Source organism: Planifilum fulgidum (assembly GCF_900113175.1).
In the GTDB taxonomy this organism is placed as follows: Bacteria; Bacillota; Bacilli; order Thermoactinomycetales; family DSM-44946; genus Planifilum; species Planifilum fulgidum.
Window position 1 is genome coordinate 44,706 of the sequence record NZ_FOOK01000004.1, and the last position, 22,272, is coordinate 66,977.

At 59.9% G+C, this 22,272-nt stretch carries 22 protein-coding genes; 21 read left to right on the forward strand and 1 reads right to left on the reverse strand.

The annotated features are described in order from the left end of the window. The first annotated feature begins 7 nt into the window (after positions 1-7). The 3 genes from BM063_RS03125 (at position 8) to BM063_RS03135 (ending at position 4,333) form a co-directional block, all read left to right on the forward strand. Positions 8-1,549 (forward strand): acyl-CoA carboxylase subunit beta, encoded by a 1,542-nt coding sequence (locus BM063_RS03125; protein WP_092035870.1) that lies wholly within the window; start codon positions 8-10, stop codon positions 1,547-1,549. A gap of 387 nt (positions 1,550-1,936) precedes the next feature. Continuing rightward, the gene (locus BM063_RS03130; protein ID WP_092035871.1) at positions 1,937-3,058 is read left to right on the forward strand and encodes a M20/M25/M40 family metallo-hydrolase; all 1,122 of its coding nucleotides are present in this window, start codon (positions 1,937-1,939) and stop codon (positions 3,056-3,058) included. A gap of 141 nt (positions 3,059-3,199) precedes the next feature. Continuing rightward, a complete protein-coding gene (locus BM063_RS03135; RefSeq protein ID WP_092035872.1) occupies positions 3,200-4,333 on the forward strand; it encodes a DUF3866 family protein in 1,134 nt (377 codons plus the stop codon). A 231-nt stretch (positions 4,334-4,564) separates the two neighbouring features. On the opposite strand, the gene BM063_RS03140 is transcribed toward BM063_RS03135, so the two are convergent. Then, positions 4,565-5,458, reverse strand: coding sequence for an alpha/beta hydrolase (locus BM063_RS03140; protein WP_092035873.1), 894 nt, complete (start codon positions 5,456-5,458; stop codon positions 4,565-4,567). Positions 5,459-6,575: 1,117 nt separating this feature from the next. Here BM063_RS03140 and BM063_RS03150 point away from each other — a divergent pair. From BM063_RS03150 to BM063_RS03240, 18 genes are all read left to right on the forward strand, one after another. Further along, positions 6,576-7,121: an NUDIX domain-containing protein gene (locus BM063_RS03150; RefSeq protein ID WP_092035875.1), complete on the forward strand. Its 546-nt coding sequence runs from the start codon at positions 6,576-6,578 to the stop codon at positions 7,119-7,121. Then, positions 7,118-8,311: an endonuclease Q family protein gene (locus BM063_RS03155; protein WP_092035876.1), complete on the forward strand. Its 1,194-nt coding sequence runs from the start codon at positions 7,118-7,120 to the stop codon at positions 8,309-8,311. The genes BM063_RS03150 and BM063_RS03155 overlap by 4 nt, the downstream gene beginning before the upstream one ends. Positions 8,312-8,374: 63 nt before the next feature. Continuing rightward, on the forward strand, positions 8,375-9,028 hold the full coding sequence (gene spoIIM / locus BM063_RS03160) for a stage II sporulation protein M (protein ID WP_092035877.1): 654 nt from the start codon (positions 8,375-8,377) through the stop codon (positions 9,026-9,028). Between the two features lie 141 nt (positions 9,029-9,169). Beyond that, positions 9,170-9,649 carry a ferric iron uptake transcriptional regulator gene (fur, locus tag BM063_RS03165; RefSeq protein ID WP_092035878.1) on the forward strand — a complete coding sequence of 160 codons (480 nt, stop codon included), beginning with the start codon at positions 9,170-9,172 and terminating at the stop codon, positions 9,647-9,649. A gap of 109 nt (positions 9,650-9,758) precedes the next feature. Next, positions 9,759-10,892, forward strand: coding sequence for an alanine dehydrogenase (gene ald, locus BM063_RS03170; RefSeq protein WP_092035879.1), 1,134 nt, complete (start codon positions 9,759-9,761; stop codon positions 10,890-10,892). 115 nt (positions 10,893-11,007) lie between these two features. Then, positions 11,008-11,250, forward strand: coding sequence for a DUF4227 family protein (locus BM063_RS03175; RefSeq protein WP_092035880.1), 243 nt, complete (start codon positions 11,008-11,010; stop codon positions 11,248-11,250). 93 nt (positions 11,251-11,343) lie between these two features. Further along, a complete protein-coding gene (locus BM063_RS03180) occupies positions 11,344-12,171 on the forward strand; it encodes a purine-nucleoside phosphorylase (RefSeq protein ID WP_092035881.1) in 828 nt (275 codons plus the stop codon). A 159-nt stretch (positions 12,172-12,330) separates the two neighbouring features. Then, the gene (locus BM063_RS03185) at positions 12,331-12,630 is read left to right on the forward strand and encodes a hypothetical protein (protein WP_092035882.1); all 300 of its coding nucleotides are present in this window, start codon (positions 12,331-12,333) and stop codon (positions 12,628-12,630) included. 233 nt (positions 12,631-12,863) lie between these two features. Continuing rightward, positions 12,864-14,057 (forward strand): D-alanyl-D-alanine carboxypeptidase family protein, encoded by a 1,194-nt coding sequence (locus tag BM063_RS03190; protein ID WP_092035883.1) that lies wholly within the window; start codon positions 12,864-12,866, stop codon positions 14,055-14,057. Positions 14,058-14,317: 260 nt separating this feature from the next. Further along, the gene (locus tag BM063_RS03195) at positions 14,318-15,643 is read left to right on the forward strand and encodes an NAD(P)/FAD-dependent oxidoreductase (protein ID WP_218154403.1); all 1,326 of its coding nucleotides are present in this window, start codon (positions 14,318-14,320) and stop codon (positions 15,641-15,643) included. Between the two features lie 298 nt (positions 15,644-15,941). Further along, a complete protein-coding gene (gene spoIIAA / locus BM063_RS03205) occupies positions 15,942-16,295 on the forward strand; it encodes an anti-sigma F factor antagonist (RefSeq protein ID WP_092035885.1) in 354 nt (117 codons plus the stop codon). Continuing rightward, positions 16,292-16,747: an anti-sigma F factor gene (gene spoIIAB, locus BM063_RS03210; RefSeq protein ID WP_092035886.1), complete on the forward strand. Its 456-nt coding sequence runs from the start codon at positions 16,292-16,294 to the stop codon at positions 16,745-16,747. The genes spoIIAA and spoIIAB overlap by 4 nt, the downstream gene beginning before the upstream one ends. A gap of 11 nt (positions 16,748-16,758) precedes the next feature. After that, a complete protein-coding gene (gene sigF / locus BM063_RS03215; protein WP_092035887.1) occupies positions 16,759-17,526 on the forward strand; it encodes an RNA polymerase sporulation sigma factor SigF in 768 nt (255 codons plus the stop codon). 130 nt (positions 17,527-17,656) lie between these two features. Next, complete coding sequence (locus BM063_RS03220; protein WP_245751995.1) at positions 17,657-18,280, forward strand: stage V sporulation protein AA; 624 nt, start codon at positions 17,657-17,659, stop codon at positions 18,278-18,280. Further along, positions 18,277-18,705 (forward strand): stage V sporulation protein AB, encoded by a 429-nt coding sequence (locus BM063_RS03225; RefSeq protein ID WP_092035888.1) that lies wholly within the window; start codon positions 18,277-18,279, stop codon positions 18,703-18,705. Before BM063_RS03220 ends, BM063_RS03225 begins: the two co-directional genes overlap by 4 nt. A 4-nt stretch (positions 18,706-18,709) precedes the next feature. Then, positions 18,710-19,279: a stage V sporulation protein SpoVABEA gene (gene spoVAEA / locus BM063_RS03230; RefSeq protein ID WP_092035889.1), complete on the forward strand. Its 570-nt coding sequence runs from the start codon at positions 18,710-18,712 to the stop codon at positions 19,277-19,279. A 165-nt stretch (positions 19,280-19,444) separates the two neighbouring features. Further along, complete coding sequence (locus tag BM063_RS03235; RefSeq protein WP_092035890.1) at positions 19,445-21,082, forward strand: thiourocanate hydratase; 1,638 nt, start codon at positions 19,445-19,447, stop codon at positions 21,080-21,082. Between the two features lie 33 nt (positions 21,083-21,115). Continuing rightward, the gene (locus BM063_RS03240; RefSeq protein WP_092035891.1) at positions 21,116-22,204 is read left to right on the forward strand and encodes a thiohydantoin desulfurase; all 1,089 of its coding nucleotides are present in this window, start codon (positions 21,116-21,118) and stop codon (positions 22,202-22,204) included. Positions 22,205-22,272 lie beyond the last annotated feature (68 nt).

The following is a 22,272-nucleotide window of genomic DNA, read 5'->3' on the forward strand; positions in this document are numbered from 1 at the left end:
GGAAGCCATGTATCGCAAGATTGACGAATTGGCGGAAAGACGCCGGAAAGTGGAAATGGGCGGCGGGGAGGAAAAGATCCGCGCCCAGCATGAACGGGGAAAACTGACCGCCCGGGAGCGGGTGGATCTGCTCCTGGACGAGGGAACCTTTGTCGAGCTGAACCCCTTTGTGGAACACCGGGCCACCCACTTCGGGATGGACAAGGTGGAAGCCCCCGGGGAAGGGGTGCTGACCGGCTTTGGAAAGATTCACGGCCGCCCGGTGTATGTCTTCGCCCAGGATTTTACGGTTTTCGGCGGTGCGCTCGGGGAGATGCACGCCCTGAAGATCGCCCGGATCATGGATTTGGCGGCCAAGAACGGAGCCCCCGTCATCGGGTTGAATGATTCGGGCGGGGCGCGGATCCAGGAGGGCGTCGTTTCCCTGGACGGATACGGGCACATCTTTTATCGCAATTCGATTTATTCGGGCGTGATTCCGCAGATTTCGGTCATCATGGGTCCCTGTGCCGGCGGGGCCGTCTATTCCCCGGCGATCACCGATTTCGTTTTCATGGTGGAGAAGACCAGCCAGATGTTCATCACCGGGCCCAAGGTGATCGAAACCGTCACCGGAGAAAAGATTTCCGCCGAGGATCTGGGCGGTGCCCGCATCCATTCGTCGGTGAGCGGAAACGCCCACTTCATCGCGCCGTCGGAGCCGGAAGCGCTGGATCAGGTGCGAAAACTTTTAAGTTATCTGCCCCAGAACAACATGGAGGACCCGCCGCGGGTGTATGCCAAGGAAGACGACGGGTGGAACGAGGAACTGGCGGAGGTCGTCCCGGTGGAAGGGACCAAGGTGTACGATGTCCGGGAGGTGATTCACCGGGTCCTGGACGAGGACAGCTTCTTTGAGGTGCACGAGCGGTTCGCCCGCAACATCGTCGTCGGCTTCGGACGGATCGACGGATACAGCGTCGGGGTCGTGGCCAACCAGCCGAAGGTGATGGCCGGGGGATTGGACATCGACTCCTCGGACAAATTGAGCCGGTTTGTCCGTTTCTGCGATTGCTTCAACATCCCGATCATCACCTTTGTGGATGTGACCGGGTTTTTCCCGGGGGTGAACCAGGAACACCGGGGCATCATCCGCCACGGGGCGAAAATCCTTTACGCCTACTCCGAAGCGACGGTGCCCAAGATCACGGTCATTCTCCGGAAAGCCTACGGCGGCGCCTATGTGGCCCTCAACAGCAAGGCGATCGGAGCCGACCTGGTATACGCCTGGCCGAGCGCCGAGGTGGCGGTGATGGGACCGGAAGGGGCGGCCAACATCATCTTCAGCAAGGAAATCGCGGCCAGCGACGACCCGGAACGCACCCGGCGGGAGAAAATCGAGGAGTACCGTCGCCAGTTCGCCAATCCGTACGTGGCCGCTTCCCGGGGGATGGTGGACGATGTGATCGATCCCCGGGAAACCCGCAAAAAGCTGAAGGAAGGACTGGAAATGCTGCGGACAAAGCGGGAAAGCCGCCCGCCGAAAAAGCACGGGAACATTCCGCTGTGAGGGGGGAAATCTTGGGGAAGAAACGTTCGTCGCCCATTGCGGTCTACCGGATCGGGGCCGCCTCCTCCGGGCGGGGGAGCGGCCGAATTTCCGGATCCGGCGCGGCTGCCCGCCGGGTCTACCTGCACGGGGCTTATTGGGTGACGTTTGTCCGCGGCCGGCGGGACCGGTCCCCGTGGAGGGAAGCGGGAAGAAGGCAGCTGTTTGCGCAGCGGGACCACACCAAGGGTCGGTGGACGGGCAACGCCGGAGGCGATCGGCTGAATTCCTGCGGTTTCGTCCGGGACCCTTGGCGGAAGCCGGTTTCCCCCTTTTCGCCTCCGGGGAACGACGGCGGACGAAGGCCCGCTGCGGGGAAATCCACCAAATCACGGGAGGAAAGAGCCATTGATCAACCGGGATCGTCTGTTGAAAGAATTTCTGGAGTTGGTGCAGACGGATAGCGAGACGGGGGATGAACGGGCGATCTGCGACCTGTTGAAGGAGAAGCTGACGGCCCTCGGACTGGAAGTGACCGAGGACGGTTCGGCGGCCGCCACGGGACACGGGGCGGGCAATTTGGTGGCCACCCTGGAGGGGAATGTGGAGAAGGCCCCCGTCATCTACTTCACCTGCCACATGGACACCGTTGCGCCGGGGAAGGGGGTAAAACCCCGCATCGAGGACGGCTATGTGATGTCGGACGGGACGACGGTGTTGGGGAGCGATGACAAGGCGGGGCTGGCCGCGCTGCTGGAGGGGATCCGCGTTCTGAAGGAGCGGAACATCCCCCACGGAACGATCCAGCTGGTCATCACCGCCGGGGAAGAATCGGGCCTCGTCGGAGCCCGCCATCTGGAGAGGGATCTTTTGCGCGCCGACTTCGGGTTTGCCCTGGATTCCAACGGACCGGTCGGCGAGATCATCACCTCCGCCCCTTCCCAGGTGAAGCTCACCGTCACCATCATCGGAAAAGCCGCCCACGCCGGCGTCAATCCCGAGGAGGGGATCAGCGCCATCCAGGTGGCCAGCCGGGCGATCTCCAACATGCCCCTCGGCCGCATCGACCATGAGACGACGGCCAACATCGGCCGGTTCCAGGGCGGAACGGCGATGAACATCGTGCCGGAACGGGTGGAGATCGTCGCCGAAGCCCGCAGCCGGGAAGAGGAGAAATTGGAACGCCAAGTGGAAAAGATGGTCCGGGCTTTCCGGGAGGCCGCCGAGGAGGCCGGCGCCCGGGCGGACATCCGTGTCGAGAAGATGTATCCGGCCTTCAAGCACGGTGAATCGGATAAAGTGGTGCGGAAGGCGTCGGAAGCCGTCAAACGCGTGGGCCGCGAGCCGCGCATTCTGGCCAGCGGCGGCGGGAGCGACGCCAACATCTTCAACGGCTATGGCGTTCCGACGGTCAATCTGGGCATCGGTTACGAGGAAATCCACACCACCAAGGAGCGGATGCCGCTGTCCGAGCTGGAAAAGGCGGCGGAGCTGGTGGTCGCCCTGGTCGAGGTGTCCCGGGAGGGATAGTTTGAGCGGGCGGTCGCTTATACCGATCGGGAATGGGGAGCCTTTTGGCTCCCCTTTGCTGTTTTGGGCCGCCGTACATATTTTTGCTCTTTCCTGCATACCCTTTCCCCGAACTTTTCAGCCTTCGGGGGGGGTGAAGGGATGATCCGTTGGGAGCTGGGGCGGGTGGAAGAGGTGCTGGAGGAGAGGGAGGAAATCCAGCGGCTCAAGGTGAGGTTGGTGGAAAGCGGGGAAACGGGGACGGCCGTCCACTACCCGCCGCTGTTGGGGAGGGTGGAGGCCGGTGATGAAGTGTGGCTCAACGCGACGGCGGTTCGGCTCTCCCTGGGAACCGGCGGCAATCATTTTGTCGGCTGGGTGAACCGGCCGCCCCGGTCGACCCCCGTCCGGGGGCACATCATGAAGTTGCGCTACACCCCGTGGCAGATCGCCCTCCGCACCGGGGAGGAACAGGGAAGCCCCCACCATGAAATCCTCCGGGATTGCCGAAGCCTGGAGGGCGCGCCGGTTCTGATCGGCGAATTGCACAGCATGCTGCCGGTGGCGGTTTCCACCTGGCGGTATCTGGCGGACAGGGAGGGGGCGGAACCGCGGATTGTTTATGTGATGACCGATGGGGGGGCGCTGCCGATCGCCCTCAGCAGGCATGTCCAAACGTTGACGGAACTGGGATGGCTAAATGGCACCGTCACCGCCGGCCACGCCTTCGGCGGGACGCTGGAGGCGGTCAACCTGTATTCCGGTCTGCTTCTGGCGGTTCATGCGCTGAAGGCGGACCTCGTCTTCGTCTCCATGGGTCCCGGGATTGTCGGAACGGAAACCGCCTACGGTTTCACCGGGGTGGAACAGGGGCAGGCGATCAACGCCGTCCACTCCCTGGGCGGCGTTCCCGTTGCCATTCCCCGCCTGCAGAAAGCGGATCGCCGCTTGCGGCACCGGGGATTGAGCCATCACACCCGGACCGTCCTCGCCTCCGTCGCCCTCGCCCCCGCCGTCGTCCCCCATCCCGAGGATCAGGATCTGTCGGAACTGCGCCGGACGGCGAAGGCGAAGCATCACTGGATTCCCTTCCGCCTCTCCCTCGAACAGGTGGCCGAAAGGATGTCCGCCTATCCCCTCGCGGTCCGCACCATGGGCCGCACCTTGGAGGAGGATCCCCTCTTTTTCACGACGGTTGCCGGCGCGGCGGAAACCGCCTGGCGTCTGTGGCGGGATCTCAGCGACGGGCTCGCTCCCGCCGAGTCAATAGCTCGCTTAGCGTCAGGGAATGGCTAGCCAGTTGCCGCAGGCAGGCCCGTACCTGCCACGCCTTGCCCACGATCCGCAACCGGCCGTTTCCCATCTCCATTTTCATCGAAAGAGCCTCCCGATCCGTTTTTTCCAACATTATGATCCGGCCCGGAAAAGATGATTCGCGCCTCGAAAGGAAAGGGGATGGGCCGCCGATCCAAGATTTCGGGCGAAACATGCGAAATCGGGGCCGGAAGGCCCCGATTTCAACAAGGATCAAGGGAGGCGCGCCCGGACGAAGGCGCCGATTTCTTCGATGGCCTGCTGGGCTTCGGGGATGGGAAACCCGTGGAAGACGTGCCACATTTCATCCCAGATTTTGAATTCCGTCTCCACTCCGGCGGATTTTGCCCGCTCGACGAGGCGGACCGAATCGTCCAGCAGGCATTCATCGCTTCCCACATGAACCAGCAACGGCGGCAGATTGCGAAGGTCGGCGTGGATCGGGGAGACGAGCGGATGCCGGGGATCGAGATCGCCAAGGTATAGCTTGGCGAGGAGATGGCTTTTCTCCGGGTCCAACCAGGGTTCCACGTCGGCCTTTGTCTTCATCGACTCCCCCGTCCCTTCCAGGTCGGTCCAGGGGGAGAGGAGCACCGCCGCGGAGGGGAGGGGGTCCCCCTCGTCCCGCAGGGTGAGCAGGGTGGCCATCGTGAGGCCGCCTCCCGCCGAATCTCCCGCGATCACCAGGTTTTCGGGACGGACACCCGATCGGATCAGTTCCCGGTATGCGGCCGTCGAGTCTTCCAGGGCGGCTGGAAAGGGATGCTCCGGCGCCAACCGGTACTCGATGAGCAGCGCCCGGCTCCCGCAGGCGCGTGCCAAACGGGAGACAAGGCCGCGGTGGGAGTCGCAGCTTCCGAAACAGTAGGCACCTCCGTGGAGATAAAACAAAACCCGGTCCTTCCGGGCATCGGGGGTGGAGATCCACTCCCCGGGGACCCCTGCGATTCGGGTTTTCTCCACGGTCACATCGGATTCGAGGGGAGAAAAACCGCCCAGGTAATCCAGCTGTCTCCGCTGTTCTTCGATCGAGGGCGCCCCTTTTTTCGCCGCCTCCTTCTGTTCCCGAAGCATCTGCCTGATCGCTTCGCTCTGGGGACTGGCCATAAGGGGATCCTCCTTTGCGGAAAGGGTTGTTAACGGGATTTTGGCACAATTTCGACTTGTTGTAAAGGGAAGGTGAACCGCTTAAAATTTTGGAATGGTTTCGTCATCCCGCCGATTCCACGGACAGGTGACGCGGAGGGCCCCTTTCTTCAGGAACCCGGCGGTCGCCCCTTCCCCGGCCCCTCGTTTCCCTGCCGCTTGGAGTAAGGCGAATCGTCGCCTGCGCCTCGTGGGGGGACGAGAGGGGCAAAAGGGGAGCGGCTAGATCGATCGGGCGTCCGCTGCGGGCGATCCGTCCGCAAAGCCCCTGCCTGCGTCACCAATCGGCTTCAGGATATTTCCCGTCGGTCCGCCGCGCCTTTCGGAGGCCGATCGAAAAGTCCGGCGATCATGAACGCTGGACGGTCCCGCTTCCGTCCCGGTCAAACCGAGCCGCTTCGGTCCGTCCATCCCTGCATCCCCGGTGCGGTTTACCGGCGCACCTGGTCGCGGCTGATCGGATGGCCAGACGCCTTCCGTTCCCGGCAAAACCCGGCACACCCGTCAGGGAACCGGGCTCCTCCGGGATCGCCTGCTTGCCCCTCCCCGCATGCGGCTTTCATCGCCGCATTTTTTGATCGCCGTCCTTTCCCCGCAGGCAGGGGGGACAGGCGGCCGATATCCGCATCCCCCGCGGCGTCGGCGAAGATCTTGCCCCGGATTTCCGGGGAAGACGAATTTTCGGATCCGAAAACCGTCCGCCTTCCCCGGTCTGACAGCCGGCAGTATATCCTTTTCCGGACGGCAGGAAGCGGCGCGCCCACGAAGCCGGTGGCCTCCCGCAGGATTCGCCGATCGGCGTCGGCCCGTCCACGATTTTCCGGCGATTCTTCGTGCGGGAAGGTCATCCACGGAGTGTCGACATTCCCGAACCGTATCGTCCGAACCGAAGTCGATGAACGCGTCAAATTCGGCCGTTTTCCTCCGGCGCCCCCATCAAGGAGCCATACTTTTCCCCTTTTCCTGACATTGGCCGGTTCCCGCATCCGCACGGCATCCATCTTTCCGGTGGTGTATAATTGAAAAACAGCGGAAACTCACTTTTTGGCTGAAAGCACGAATTGGGGAGTGAACCTGTTTGAGCGATCTGAAGGAGAAAACGATTCGCAGCCGAACGATCTTTGAGGGGAAATTGATCCGCGTTCAACTGGATGAGGTGGAGCTTCCCGACGGAAGGACCTCCACCCGGGAGATTGTGAGACATCCCGGTGCGGTGGCGGTGATGGCCTTCACCGGGGAAGGGAAGCTGATCCTGGTGCGCCAGCACCGGCATCCGCTGGAAAAAACCACCCTGGAGATCCCGGCCGGAAAGCTGGAGCCCGGGGAAGATCCCAAAGCGTGCGCGTTCCGCGAGCTCGAGGAGGAAACGGGATACCGGGCGGAGGAGATGCATCCCATCGTTTCCTTTTATACTTCCCCCGGTTTTGCCGATGAAAAGCTTCATCTGTTCGAAGCCCGGGGCTTGACAAAGGGAGAGATGCGGCCGGATGCGGACGAATTCGTGGAGGTGGAGGAGCTGACCCTGGAGGAGGCCTATGGGAAGATGGAGGAAGGGCTGATCTGCGACGCCAAAACGGTCGCCGCCGTGTACATCTGGCATAACCGGGTGTTGGGCGGCCGATGAGTTTCAGACGGGTGTTTGCGGACCTCCACATCCACATCGGCCGGACGGAGAGCGGACTGCCGGTCAAGATCAGTGCCGCCCGCAATCTCACGTTTCACGAAATCGTGCGCGAAGCGGCCCACCGCAAGGGACTGGACATGATCGGCATCATTGACGCCCATTCCCCGCCGGTTCAGGAGGAGATCGCCCGGGGACTGGAGCGGGGGATCTACCGGGAAGATCCCGAGGGGGGAATCCTCTACGGAACAACCACGGTGATCCTGGGAACGGAGATCGAAGTGAAGGAAGAAGGGATGGGCCCGGCCCACCTGCTGGCCTATTTTCCGACCTTCGCGTCGATCCGGCGGTTTACCGGCTGGTTGTCCCGTCACATGAAAAACGTGCGGCTGAGCACCCAGCGGCTGCACCGGCCGGCCCGGGAGCTGCAGGAACGGGTGGCGGAGGAGGGGGGGTTGCTCATTCCCGCCCACGTGTTCACCCCCTTCAAGAGCGTTTACGGGAGCGCCACCGACCGGATGAGCCGGTTGCTTGACATGGACGGAATTGTGGCGGTGGAGCTGGGTTTGAGCGCGGATGCGTCGATGGCCGACCATCTCCGGGAATTGTCCCGGGTTTCCTTCGTCACCAATTCCGACGCCCATTCCCTGGCCAAAATCGGCCGCGAGTACAACGAATTCCGCCTTTTACGCCCCTCGTTCCGGGAATTGGAGCTGGCGCTGCGCCGGGAAAAGGGGCGGGGGATTGCCGCCAATTACGGACTGAATCCGAAGCTGGGCAAATACTACAGGACGCGCTGTACCGGTTGCGGCGCCATTTTGTCCCCGGACAAGGGAGAGACGGGCCCCTGTCCCCGCTGCGGCGGCAATCGGATCGTGAAGGGGGTGTCGGACCGGATCGCCGAAATCGCCGACGGACCCTCCAAAGCACCGGCACACCGGCCTCCCTATGTGTATCAGGTGCCCCTCGAATTCATTCCCCAACTGGGGCCGAAGACCCTTGACCGTCTCTTGGGGAGGTTCGGAACGGAGATGAATGTGCTTCACCAGGCCCCGATCGAAGAGGTGGCCGCTGTGGCGGGGGAGACCATCGCCCGGTTTATCCGCTTGGCCCGCGAGCGGCGGCTGGAATTTGAAGAGGGGGGCGGGGGAGCGTACGGCCGGGTAAGGGCGTCCTCCGGAGGCGCGGATTGAGAAAGGGACTTCTATTTTCCCCTTGTTCGTCATAGAAATAGAATGGACAAGGGGGAGGTTCCTATGAAGGCGAAGCGGAAAAACCTCGGGGACACGCTCAAGCTCCACGTGAGGAATCAGATGTCCCTCTACCTGTTCATCACCGTGCTGTTTATGATGGGGGTCGTGTTCGGGGCGGTGGTGGTCAACACCCTTTCACCCGCCCAGAAGGAGGGCTTGCTGGAGTATTTGGGATATTTTTTCCGAGGCTTGGAGCAGAATACCATCGCCGAGCCGCAGATCGCGTTTCAGCATTCCATGGGGGACCATCTGAGGAACCTGGGGCTGATGTGGATGCTCGGCCTTTCCATCATCGGCATTCCCCTCATCCTCATCTTGATCTTTTTAAAAGGGTTGGTGATCGGTTTTACGGTCGGTTTTCTGGTCAGCCAGCTCTCCTGGCGGGGATTATGGTTTGCCTTTTTGTCGGTGGTTCCCCAGAATTTGCTGGTGGTTCCCGCCATGATCATCATGGCGGTCTCCGGAATCCATTTTTCCCTCCTGCTGGTGAGAAACCGGCTGATTTCCCGACGGGGAAGCATTTATCCGGAGTTTCTCGCCTATTCCGGCCTGGTGATGGCGATGGCGGTGGTGTTGGTGTTTGCCTCCCTCTTTGAAGCGTATCTGTCGCCGGTTTTGATGCGGATGGCCGTTCCTTCGGTGGGGATGCTGAATTGACCCGGATGTGCGGAAGAGGGTGCAAAAAAGGGGAACAAATGTATTTTATAATCATTATTAATTGATATTGATTATTATCTGTTTGACTTCCCCCCCGTCTCTCCAATATAATGGTGACAAGAAAGGCCGGGGGGGTTGCCTGTGGAGGATCGGGTCAATCAAATCAAGCAACAGTTATCCGCCCATAACTACAAATTGACCCCCCAACGGGAAGCGACGGTCCGCGTGTTGTTGGAGAACGAAGAGAAACACCTCAGCGCGGAAGATGTCTACCTGTTGGTGAAGGGGAAGTCGCCGGAAATCGGATTGGCCACTGTCTACCGGACCCTGGAGCTTTTGAGCGATTTGCAGATCATCCACAAGCTCAACTTCGGTGACGGGGTTACGCGGTATGAATTTCGCGCAGAGGGTGCCGAACATCATCACCACCATCTGTATTGCCTGAACTGCGGTGCGGTGGATGAAATCATGGAGGACCTGCTGGGTCCCATCGAGGAAAAAGTGGAGAAGGAGTTCGACTTTCAGATCATCGACCATCGGCTCACATTCCACGGGATCTGCCACCGGTGCAAGGGACAGGTGAAGGATCCCAAAAAATTGGTAGGATCAAAGGTGACGTGAGGTCTCAAGCGATCTCACGTTATTTTGTGGTGTATGATCGGCGGAATGAAAGTGGTATGATAATAGGCGGAGAATTGATCCATGCACTGTTTTTAAGGAGGCGAGCCCCTTGATTATCGGTGTTCCCAAGGAGATCAAAGACAATGAAAACCGGGTGGCCATCTCTCCGGCGGGCGTCGATGCCCTCGTGGAAGCGGGTCACGAAGTCCTGATTGAATCGGGGGCGGGGGAAGGAAGCGGTTTCCCCGATGAGGCGTTTGTCGAACACGGGGCCAAAATTGCCCGGAGCGCCGAGGATGTGTGGTCCTCCGCCGACATGGTGCTGAAGGTGAAGGAGCCGCAGCCGAGCGAGTACCGCTTCTTTCGCGAAGATCTGATCCTGTTCACCTATTTGCATTTGGCCGCGGAACCGGAACTGACGCGCGCGCTGATGGAGAGCAAGGTGACGGCGATCGCCTATGAGACCATCCAGCTGGAGAACGGCTCCCTGCCCCTGCTCACCCCGATGAGCGAAGTGGCCGGGCGGATGTCGGTCCAAATCGGGGCGCAACTTTTGGAAAAGCCCAAGGGCGGAAAAGGAGTGCTTCTCGGAGGCGTTCCCGGGGTGCTGCCGGGGAAGGTGGTGATCATCGGCGGCGGGACGGTCGGAACCAATGCGGCCAAAATGGCCCTGGGCCTGGGAGCCGATGTGACGATTCTGGACGTCAATCCCGACCGGCTGCGGGAATTGGACGACATTTTCCGCGGACAGGTGCGGACGCTGATGTCCAACAGCTACAATATCGGACAGGCCGTAAAGCAGGCCGACCTGCTGATCGGAGCGGTCTTGGTTCCCGGCCGGAGGGCGCCGCGCCTGGTGACGGAAGAGATGGTCAAATCCATGTCTCCGGGGTCGGTGATTGTGGACGTGGCGATCGACCAGGGCGGGTCGATCGAGACGATCGACCGGGTGACCACCCACAGCAATCCCACCATCGTGAAACACGGGGTGGTCCATTACGCCGTGGCCAACATCCCCGGAGCGGTGCCGCGCACATCCACCCTGGCCTTGACCCACGTGACCGTGCCCTATGCCGTTCAGATCGCCAACAAGGGTGTGGAAAAGGCGGCGAAGGAAAACCGCGCCCTGGCGCTGGGGGTCAACGTAATGAAGGGGCACGTCACCCATCAGGCGGTGGCCGAAAGTTTGTCCCTCCCTTACGTGCCGCTGAGCGATGTGCTGGGCAATCCCGTCATGGGATGAGGTTTTCCACCGGAAAAATGTAAGGGCTTTTATCGGGGAGAGGGGAGTTTGAGCGGAATAAACACGGCAAGCCATCCCATACGATGGTAACAGGACATCGGAAGGGACGATCCGCATGATCGTGTCGCTCAGGCGCTTGGTGGAATGGATCAAATTCTTGATCCTGTTTGTATTGTTCACGATCCTCGTGTATCAGGTGCTTGCCTTGTTTTCCGATTGGCTCCAGCCCCGATATCCTTACCGGGAGCCGGCGGGGAGGGCCGTCAAGGTCTTTGCTCCCGCTTCCCCCGGCGGTCCCGATCCCGCTTCGGTGGACATCGGGGAACGCCTTCTCCTCTACTTTCGCATCGGAGAATAAGCCCGCCCCGAAAAAAGGAGGCGGGCCTTCTCCTTATAGGAGCTTTCGGAAGCAGCGCGAAGGGACGGTCTTGATCGATCGGGAGGGATCCGTATGAAGGAAAAGATTGAACAAGCTGCGGCGATGATCAGGAAGCAGTCGTCCATTCATCCGCGGATCGGTCTCATTCTCGGTTCGGGATTGGGGGTTTTGGCGGATGAAATCGAAGAGGCAGTCGTCATTCCCTATGCGAAGATTCCCCATTTTCCCGTTTCCACGGTGGAGGGACATGCGGGACGGCTGGTGCTCGGCCGGCTGGAAGGTCAGGCGGTTGTGGCGATGCAGGGGCGCTTTCACCTGTATGAGGGGTATTCCCTTGAAGAGGTCACTTTCCCGATCCGGGTGATGAAGCGGTTGGGCGTGGAAACCGTTCTGATCACCAATGCGGCGGGTGGAATCAATGAATCCTTCCAGGCGGGGGATTTGATGCTGATCCGGGATCACATCAACTTCATGTTCCGCAACCCGCTGGTCGGACCCAACGATCCCGAGCTGGGGGACCGCTTTCCGGACATGACGGAGGCTTATGATGCGGATCTCCGTCGGTTGGCCAAAAAGGTGGCCGAAAAACTGGGCATTGATCTGAAGGAGGGCGTTTACGCGGCGATGCTGGGTCCCTCCTACGAAACGCCGGCGGAAATCCGCATGTTGCGCACCGTCGGCGGGGATGCCGTCGGCATGTCGACGGTGCCCGAAGTGATCGTCGCCCGCCACGCGGGGATCCGCGTTCTCGGCCTCTCCTGCATCGCCAACATGGCGGCGGGGATCCTGCCGCAGCCTTTGAGCCATGAAGAAGTGATGGAAACGGCGGAGCGGGTGAAGGAAACGTTTCTTCGCCTGGTGAAGGGGATTCTGCGGGAACTACCCGGAGAGGGAGAATAATGCCCGGCCGGAGGAAACAGTGCGGAGGACCGTTCATAGGTCCTCCTTTTTGCGTATTGTCCTATGGCCGCAGTTTCCGATTTTTTCGCAATCGAAGACATTTTGATCCATTTATGGTAACATGATTGTCGAAAACTTTTTTGAACCGGGGAGGATTTCATGAAAGCGCTCATCATCTTTATTTCTTTATTGTTGGTGATTCTTTTTCTCATCAAGGCTGTTGTCCTGTTTTTCAGGTACCGGAGGACGCCGAAGGATGAATGGGGAAAACTCCACCCCGAATTTTACAAGTGGATGGCCGTCGCCTTTTTGGGCATGGGGCTGATGGAATTGGTGGATTTGTCGGAAGGAGACGGAAGTGTTTTCAGCGCCGTCATTAAACTGCTCTTGTTCGCGACGCTGCTTTTCGAATCCCGGCGGCGCAGGCGCCTGCTGGAAAAGGATCGCGAGTCCCTTTGACGCGGGGGAGGGCGCGGCCCCCCGCTTTTTTTGTCCAAGAGATGAAACAGGGCCTCTTCACAAGCCGAGATGGACGGCGAAGGTTCCGCGGAAAGGGGATCTTTTCGCTCGGGGACAACTGATGCGTTTCCCGCAGGTCTTTTGTTCGCCGCGGCGGGTTTGCCGCAGGGAGCTGTCATAATTCTCCTGTTCCGGGACAGACTAGGGGTAGTCCTGGATAGGAGGGAACGTCGATGCGTCCGCGTTTGTGCATTTCCTTGCTCGTCGGGTGCCTTTTTTTCGCGATGGGAATTCCGGCGGGATTTGCCGGGGAGCGGGATCTCGCGCCGGATGCCCGGTCTGCCGTGTTGATCGATGAAGACACGGGAACCGTGCTGTTCGAGAAAAACAGCCGCGACAAGTTGCCGCCCGCCAGCATCACCAAAATCATGACGATGCTGCTGGTGATGGAGGATCTGGATGCGGGGAAGATCAGACTGGATGAAAAGGTGCGTGTCAGCGAGCATGCCGCCTCGATGGGAGGATCGCAAATTTTCCTCGAACCCGGGGAACAGATGACGGTCCGGGATCTCCTGAAGGCGGTGGCGATCGCGTCGGCCAACGATGCTTCGGTGGCGTTGGCGGAACACCTCGCCGGAACGGAGGAGGCTTTTGTGGAACGGATGAATCAGCGGGCAAAGGAATTGGGGATGACGGACACCCGCTTTCAAAATGCCACCGGGCTTTCGGAGCCGGAACACGTGACGTCCGCCAGGGATATCGCCATCATGTCCCGGGAGTTGCTGAAGCATCCGGAGATTACGGGCTATACCCGGATTTATCAGGATTATCTGCGAAAGGACACGAAAAAACCCTTTTGGCTTGTGAACACCAACCGGCTGGTTCGCTTTTATCCGGGCGTGGACGGTTTGAAAACGGGTTATACTTCGGAGGCGAAGTATTGCCTTTCCGCCACGGCGAAGCGGGGAAATTTCCGGGTGATCGCCGTGGTGATGGGAGAGCCGGATCCCAAGACGAGAAACCGGGATATCTCCCGCATGTTGGATTTCGCTTTCAGCCGGTACACCAATCACGTGGTGTACAAGAAAGGGGATCTCATCGGCGAGGTTCGGGTCAGCGGGGGGGACCCCCACAGGCTGGCGGTGCGCTCGCCGCAGCAATTGAGCATCCTGATGAAAAAGGGAGAAAGGGCGGGAGAATATAAAAGAAAGGTCCTTTGGGAGAATCTGAAGGCGCCCGTCCGCCAGGGACAGAAATTGGGGACCGTTCTCATTGAAAAGGACGGGAAGAAAGTGGCCGAAATGGAAATCCAAAGCCCGAGGGAGATTCCGCGGGCGGGCCTTTGGACCACGATCAAGCGGGTGACGAAAGGGGTTCTCTTTTTTCCGGAAGATGCCAGGGCGCCCGAGGAGGAACGGGCGGGCTGACGCGGCGCTTAAAGGGTGCAGGGGGCGAAGATCCGCCCCCTGCGCCTTTTTCGGCGGGAAAAGGCGTTTCTTTGGCGCGGCGCTTTTTTACGCGGGATGAAATATTCCCCGGTGAGCCCTCCGAGACGCGCCTGCCCGGCGCAAAGGAATTCTTCACGGATCCGCAGCGTTATTATATATTATATTTGAAATAATCCATACATTCAAAATTGATTGTGCCTCCTCGGTCAAGCGAATCCGGAAGGACAGGAGGGAAAAGGGTGGGGGATTTCCGGAAGAAAAGCTTTTGGATGGAAAGTCTGGGAGCATATCGAGGGCGCCCGCCCCTGGACGGGAGCACCCGGGCGGACGTCTTAATCATCGGAGCGGGATTTACGGGGTTGTCCACGGCGATTCACCTGAAGGAGAAAAGGCCCTCCCTAAAGGTCCTCGTGTTGGAATCGGACGTGGTCGGTTTCGGCGCGAGCGGGCGAAACGGCGGGTTCTCGATGCGGCTGTTCGGGATCACGATGGAGCTGACCGCCATGCGTTACGGCAGGGAAAAGACAAAGGAAGCGGATCGGTATATGGTGAAGGCGGTCGACCACCTGGAACGAATGGTTCAAAAGTATCGGATCGAGTGCGACTATGTGCGCCACGGAATGATGACCGTAGCCGCCAATCCCCGGCAACTGAAGCATCTGGAAAAGGAGATGCGCCTCGCCGAAGAACTGGGGATCAAGGGACTTCGGTGGCTGACTGCGGAGGAAGCCCGGGCGTTGGTTGACTCTCCCACCTATCTGGGGGCTCGTTTTGATGAACATTGCGCGTTGGTCCATCCGGTCAAACTGGTCCGCGGATTGGCCGATGCGGCGGAACGGCTGGGGGTGGACATCCGCGAGCGGACCCGGGTCCTCGATATTCGACCGGACAAGTCCGAGGTGCACACCGATCGGGGGATCGTCCGGGCCGATTCGATCGTGATCGCCACCAACGCCTTTTCCGGCCTTTTTTCCCCGTTGCGGGCGAAACAGCTCCCCGTTTACACGTATATCGCTCTGACCGAACCGCTGTCCGCCGGGCAACTGAAAAGTTTGGGGTGGGAAAGGCGCATCGGGATTGAAGATGCCCGCAATCTGCTGCATTATTACCGCCTGACGCCGGACAACCGGCTGCTCTTCGGGGGAAGCGACGCAATTTATTATTACGGAGGTCCCCTTGACCGGGACCGAAACGAGCTCATTTTTGCCCGTCTGAAGCGGGCTGTCGCCGAAACTTTCCCGCAGCTCCAAGGCATCCGTTTCACCCATCATTGGGGCGGTCCCATCTCCGCCACGCTGGATCTCGTGCCGGTGATCGGACGGATTCGGCCAAACGTTTGGTACAGCGTGGGCTGTATGGGGCACGGGGTTTCCCTGACCAACTACAACGGATTGACGATCGCCGAGCTCCTGTTGGGGGAGGAATCGGAACGGACGGACTTTTTCATCGTGGGTCGCCGCGTCACTCCCCTTCCGCCGGAGCCTTTCCGCTTCCTGCTGGCCGAAGCGATCCTCCGGTTTTTCCGCTATGGGGACCGGAAGGGAATGAGGGCCGGCAAAACGTGAGAAGTCATGTGGTCTGCGTCCCGTCCGGCCTTTTGGCGCCGCTTCCCGGCCCCTTTGACTTCCGCCCGCCTTTCTGACCGATCCGATCGGCGGTCGGCGGGAAACGGAGAACATCGCCTTGCAGAGGTCCCGGCTTCCTTTTCCGCCGCTTCGCCCTTGCCGGCGAAAAGGAGATTTTCAGATAAAAAGGGACTTCTCCCGACAGGAGCGTCCCGATTTTTCTGTTCTTTTGTCGGAGGGAAGGAAGCGGGCAAAAATCCGTAGAAGTTCCAAGGTAAAAGAGCGGGGAGGGAATGTCATGGGCTTGTCGGTGGAAGTGACGGATTCCCGAAATGTGCTCGTGGTCCGATTGGCCGGAGAATTGGACCACCACACGGCGGAGAAGGTGCGAAACGAGATTGACGAAAAGCTGACGACGGGGTTGTACACGAATCTGGTCTTCAACCTGTCGGGGCTCACCTTTATGGACAGTTCCGGGTTGGGCGTTCTTCTGGGTCGATACAAGCGCGTTTCCCAGCTGGGGGGAAATATGATCCTCTGCGCGGTGAATCCCTCGATATACCGGTTGATGGAGCTTTCGGGGCTGTTCAAGATCCTGCCCATCTACCAAAGCGAGCAGTCGGCCTTGCAAGCCTGCGGGGTGACACTATGAAGAAGGTACATAGCAATTACATGGAGCTGAAGTTTCCCAGCCGGTCGGAAAACGAATCCTTCGCCCGGGTGGCCGTCGCTTCCTTCGTTTCTCAACTGGATCCGACGATGGAAGAGCTGACGGACATCAAGACGGTGGTGTCGGAAGCGGTCACGAATGCGGTCATTCACGGCTACGAAGAGAGAGAGGATGGCATCATCACCATCCGCACGGAAATCGAGGGTTCCCGCGTTTTCATCGAAATACGGGACGAAGGCGTGGGAATCCGCGACATCGACCAGGCTCGGCAGCCCCTGTTCACGTCGAAACCCGAACTGGAGCGCTCCGGAATGGGCTTTACCATCATGGAGAACTTCATGGATGAGGTGGAGATCATCTCCGAGCCCGGCCGGGGAACCACCGTCCGAATGGTGAAAAACCTGAAAACCCCCCATCGGACGATGGCCAACTGAGGGAGCCGACCATGGATTCCGATGTTCGCAATTCCCGACACGCCCATTTGCCGGACGAGGAAGTGCGCCGACTGATCGAAGCGAGCCAAAGGGGGGATGAAGAGGCGCGCAACCGGTTGGTCCGGCACAACATTCGCCTGGTTTGGTCGGTGGTTCAGCGGTTTCTCAACCGGGGCTACGAAGCGGAGGATCTCTTTCAGATCGGGTGTATCGGCCTGCTGAAGGCCGTGGACAAGTTTGATCTTTCTTACGATGTGAAATTTTCCACCTATGCGGTTCCGATGATCATCGGGGAGATTCAGCGGTTCCTCCGGGACGACGGCATGGTGAAGGTGAGCCGTTCCCTGAAGGAGCTGGCCAACCGGATCCGGAAGGTGAAGGATGATCTCACCAAGGAGTTGGGCAGGGTGCCGACGGTGAGCGAGATCGCCGCCGAGATGGGGGTTTCGCCGGAAGAGATCGTTTTTGCCCAGGAGGCGAACCGGACGCCGGCCTCCATCCACGAGACGGTCTATGAAAACGACGGAGATCCCATCACGCTGATGGATCAGATCGCGGACGATTCGGAGGAGGCGTGGTTTGATAAAATCACCCTGAATGAGGCGATCAACCGGTTGAGCAAACGGGAGCGGCTGATCGTTTATCTGCGCTTTTTCAAGGATCAGACCCAATCCGAAGTGGCCGAGCGGCTGGGCATTTCCCAGGTCCAGGTTTCCCGGCTGGAAAAGAAGATCATCCAAAAGATCCGTCAGGAGTTGGACCCGCCTCCATCACCCTGAAATTCTTTCAAAGACCCGTCCGCCGAAATGTTTCGGCGGACGGGTCTTTCTTTTCGTCGCCGCCCCCGTCTTCCGAATGGGGAGCAGGGCCGAAAACCATATTAATCCTAGAGGCGACAGGAAGGAGCGGGTGCGATTGCAACCCGGGATGGTTTATCTGCGGTTGAAAAAGAAAGTCCGGATTTCTCCGGGTCAGAGGATCCGCCTTGGAGATATCGCCCAGGTGCTGGCAGATGAGGAGGCGATGCCGCTCGTCCAACTGGAAGTGCATCACCACACTTCGCCTCGGGACGGCAACCTGGTTGTCATCGACGTGATGGATGTGATTGAGCGGATTCGGAGGGCTTATCCCGGGCTGGATGTCCGCAGCGTCGGCCCCGCCCAGACCATCATCGAAACGGAAGAGCGACGACGCCTTCCCTCCGCCGTTTCGGTGGCGCTGATCTGGCTTCTGTTGTTCGTGGGCTCCGGGTTGGCCCTCATGAATTTTCACACGGATGTGAGCATGAAGTCCGTTCACCAGCGCATTCATTATCTGGTCACCGGAAAACACGAAGCGCGTCCCCTGATCCTTCAGATCCCCTATTCCCTGGGAATCGGCGTCGGCATGATTTTGTTTTTCAACCACCTGTTCAAACGGCGGTTCAACGACGAACCCAGCCCTCTCGAGCTGGAGATGTATTTGTACGAGGAAAACCTGAATCAATATGTGATCGATCATGAGAAATCCAAAAAACCGCCGGATGGCCCGTGATCCTGGAGTGGATTGTGCCGGCCTTCATCGGATTGGCCGGGGGACTGGCGGTGGGAAGCGGTTTTGTGGCCTTCATCACGGTGTTGGACATCGTTCCCCGCCTGGCGCAGATGTCCAGGACCGGAGGGAAGATCCACCTGTACGAGCATGCGCTCGTCGCCGGGGCCGTCGTCTCCACCTGGGCGGACTTTTTTGATTGGACCGGTCACCTGTCCGGCTGGTGGTCCGCCCCCCTGGGCCTGTTTGCGGGATGCTTCGTCGGCTTGCTGGCGGCGGCGCTGACGGAGGTCCTCAATGTGCTGCCCATCTTGGCGAAGCGGGTGCGGATGCGGCACGCCGTCCTGCATCTGTTGATGGCCATGGTTTTCGGAAAAGTGGCGGGCTCGCTGTTTCAGTGGATCCTTTTTGACGTCGCGGGGAGGTAGGGCCGTGAAGCGGAAAGTGATTCTGATCACCGATGGGGACCGCGTGGCCCGTGAGGCGGTGGAGGAAGTGGCCAGGCAGGTGGGAGGGAGGGCCATTTCCGCCTCGGCGGGCAATCCCACCCCCCTCACCGGCGAGCAGTTGGTGGAGCTCATCCTGCAGGCCAAGCATGATCCCGTTCTGGTCATGTTTGATGATTGCGGGTCCGGCGGAACGGGCCGGGGAGAACGGGCGATGGAGTATGTGGCGAACCACCCCGATGTGGAAGTGCTTGGGGCGGTGGCGGTGGCTTCCAACCAACGCAGAGGGGAAAGGGTCCCTGTGGACATTCTGCTGGACCGGGAAGGGAATCAGGTGGTTCACGGCGTCGACAAAAACGGCTTGGAGGTGAAGGGGGAGCCGCCCGTCATCTGGGGGGACACCGTTGAAGCGTTGAACCGGATTTCCGTTCCCATCATCGTCGGAATCGGCGATGTCGGGAAAATGGACCGGTTCGACGACGTGAAGAGGGGGGCGCCGGTCACCCGGAAGGCGGTGGAGCTGATTTTGACCTTCAGTGAAAAAAACCGCAAATAGAGGGTCTTTTCCCGCAAGTTGCCGGGGCGGCGATTCTATTGCAGATCTACTTAAGAAGACGGACATTTCCATAAATTGTGTATTGAAAAAACATACCATTCAATCTACGATAAAGGCAGAATGTAATAATTAGTTATCAAATAGTGATAATTGAGAGGTGTCGCAATGGAAAGGATCAGGGCAGCCCGCGGTTCCGCCCTTCGCTGCAAGGGGTGGAGACAAGAGGCGTTGCTTCGGATGCTGGAGAATGTGCTGGAGAACGGCGAGAATCAGCGGGAACTGGTGGTTTATGCCGCGCTGGCCAAAGCGGCGCGGGACTGGAAGTCGTATCATGCCATCGTTGAAAGTCTGAAAATTCTCAACGAAGATGAAACGCTTGTGATCCAGTCCGGCAAACCGATCGGCATTTTCAAAACGCATGCGTTTGCCCCGATCGTGATCATGGCGAATTGCAACCTCGTCGGAAAATGGGCGGACAGCGAGCATTTCTATCAGCTGCAGGAAAAAGGGTTGATCATGTGGGGCGGTCTTACGGCGGCGGCATGGCAGTACATCGGGTCGCAAGGGGTGATCCAGGGCACCTACGAAATCTTTTCCGCCATCGCCAGAAAGCATTTTGGCGGCAGTCTGGCGGGACGCTTCATTCTGACCGCCGGTTTGGGCGGAATGGGGGGCGCGCAGCCGTTGGCCGGCGTGATGGCAAACGCGGCGATCCTCTGTGTGGAGGTGGATGAGGCGCGCATTGACAAGCGGATGAGGGTCGGTTATCTGCAGCGGAAAACCGCCGATCTCGATGAAGCGCTGGCGTGGATCGGCGAAGCCAAGGAGAAGAATGAAAGCGTTTCCGTCGGCCTGCTGGGCAATGCTTCCGAGATTTATCCGGAAATCCTTGGCAGGGGAATCGTCCCGGACATCGTCACCGACCAAACCGCCGCCCACGATCTTCTCTACGGTTACGTCCCGGCGGGTTACAGCCTGGAAGACGTTCAACGGATGCGAAGGGAGAACCCGGAGAAACTGCAGGCCGACGCGGGGGCTTCCATCGCCCGTGAAGTGGAGGCGATGCTGGAGTTTAAGCGGCGCGGTTCGATCGTGTTTGACAACGGGAACAACATTCGGACGCAGGCTTTCCGCCACGGCGTGAAGGATGCCTTTGACATCGAAATCTTCACGGAGGCGTTTTTGCGACCGCTTTTCTGCAGGGCGATCGGTCCCTTCCGCTGGGTTGCCCTCTCCGGAGATCCGGAAGACATTCGAAGGATCGATGAGATGATCCTTCGGGAGTTTCCCGACAATGAGATAGCGGTCAACTGGATCCGCCTGGCCGGAAAATATGTGCCCTTTGAAGGGCTGCCGGCGCGCATCGGCTGGTTCGGTCACGGGGAGCGGACCCGACTGGCCCTGGAGGTCAATCGAATGGTGCGCGAGGGCAGGCTGAGCGGCCCCATCGCGTTTTCCCGTGATCACCTGGATGCCGGCGCGATGACCCACCCCAACATCATGACCGAGCGGATGAAGGACGGGAGCGATGCGATCGCCGATTGGCCGCTGTTGAACGGGATGCTCAACTGCTGTTCGATGGCGGATCTGGTGGCGATCCACTCCGGGGGCGGGGGATACGCGGGGTACATGACCAGCGCCGGCGTGACGGTCGTGGCCGACGGCACTCCGGAGGCGGACATCCGCTTGAAACACGCGCTGGACAACGACACGGGCATCGGAGTGTTGCGCTATGCCGATGCCGGTTACGAAGAAGCGCTGGATGAAGTGCGCAAAAAGGGCCTTCGCCGGGTGTTGACCTGACACATCAAATTCTGTATGGGAAGGGGAACGTTCATGAGAGTATTGACCAAGGACGATGTCATCGCGGCAGTGAAGGGGGGCTCGGTATTTGCTTCCGGCGGGGGAGGCTGGGTCGATCACGGATTGGAAATCGGAGAGGCGGCCGTCACGATCGGGCAGCCGAAGTTGGTGTCGGTCGACGAGCTGCCGGATGACGCCATCATCGTCACCTGCACGGCGATCGGCGCACCCGCCGGGGACCAGTGGCAGATGCTGGGGAGCGATTATATCAAAGCGGTAAAACTCTTGATGGATCACTACGATGGCAAAGTGGTCGGGGTCATGACGCCGCAAAACGGCATGTCCAGCACAATAAACGGCTGGTTGCCCGCTGCCGCCCTCGATCTGGTGGTGGTGGACGCGACGGGAGACATCCGGGCTCATCCGACCGGAAAAATGGGATCGTTGGGCCTGTCCGGCCGCCTGGATTTTGAAACGATCCAAGTGGTGGTGGGCGGAAGGAGAGACACCGGCTCCTACCTGGAGCTCGTCGTCAAGGGAACGCCCGCAAAAACCTCCACCATCCTGCGCACGGCGGCCGATATGTCCGGCGGATTCATCGCGGCGGCGAGACATCCTCTTCCGGCCGGATACATCAAGAAACACGCCGCGATCGGCGGCGTTTCCATGGCGATCGAGCTGGGCAAAGCGATCCTGGTTGCCGAGCCCAAAGGCGCCGAGGCGGTGATGGAGGCGATCTGCGAGAAAACCCGCGGCGAAATCATCGGCAGGGGAGTCGTGGCTCACTCCACGGTCGCCTATTCCGGAGCCTTCGATATCGGAAAAGTTTATGTGGATGCGCCGGGAGGGCGTTTCACCCTGCATGTGATGAACGAATACATGGCGGTGGATGATCCCGGCGGAAACCGCGTCGCGACGTATCCGGACGTGATTACGACGCTGTCCGCGGAGACGGGGCAGCCGGTCAGCGTCGGCCATCTCAAGGAAGGGATGGAGGTTGCAATCTTCCATATCCACAAGCGTCACATTCCGATCAGCTCGGGCGTCCTCGACGCTTCCGTATATCCCGAGGTGGAACAGGCGCTGGGCATCAACATTGCCGATTATGCATTGGCGAAGTAGTGCGGTGCCCGCCCGGAGCGCGATCGCCTTCGGGCAGGCGGCCCCCGGGCTTGCGGCGGAAAAGGGGG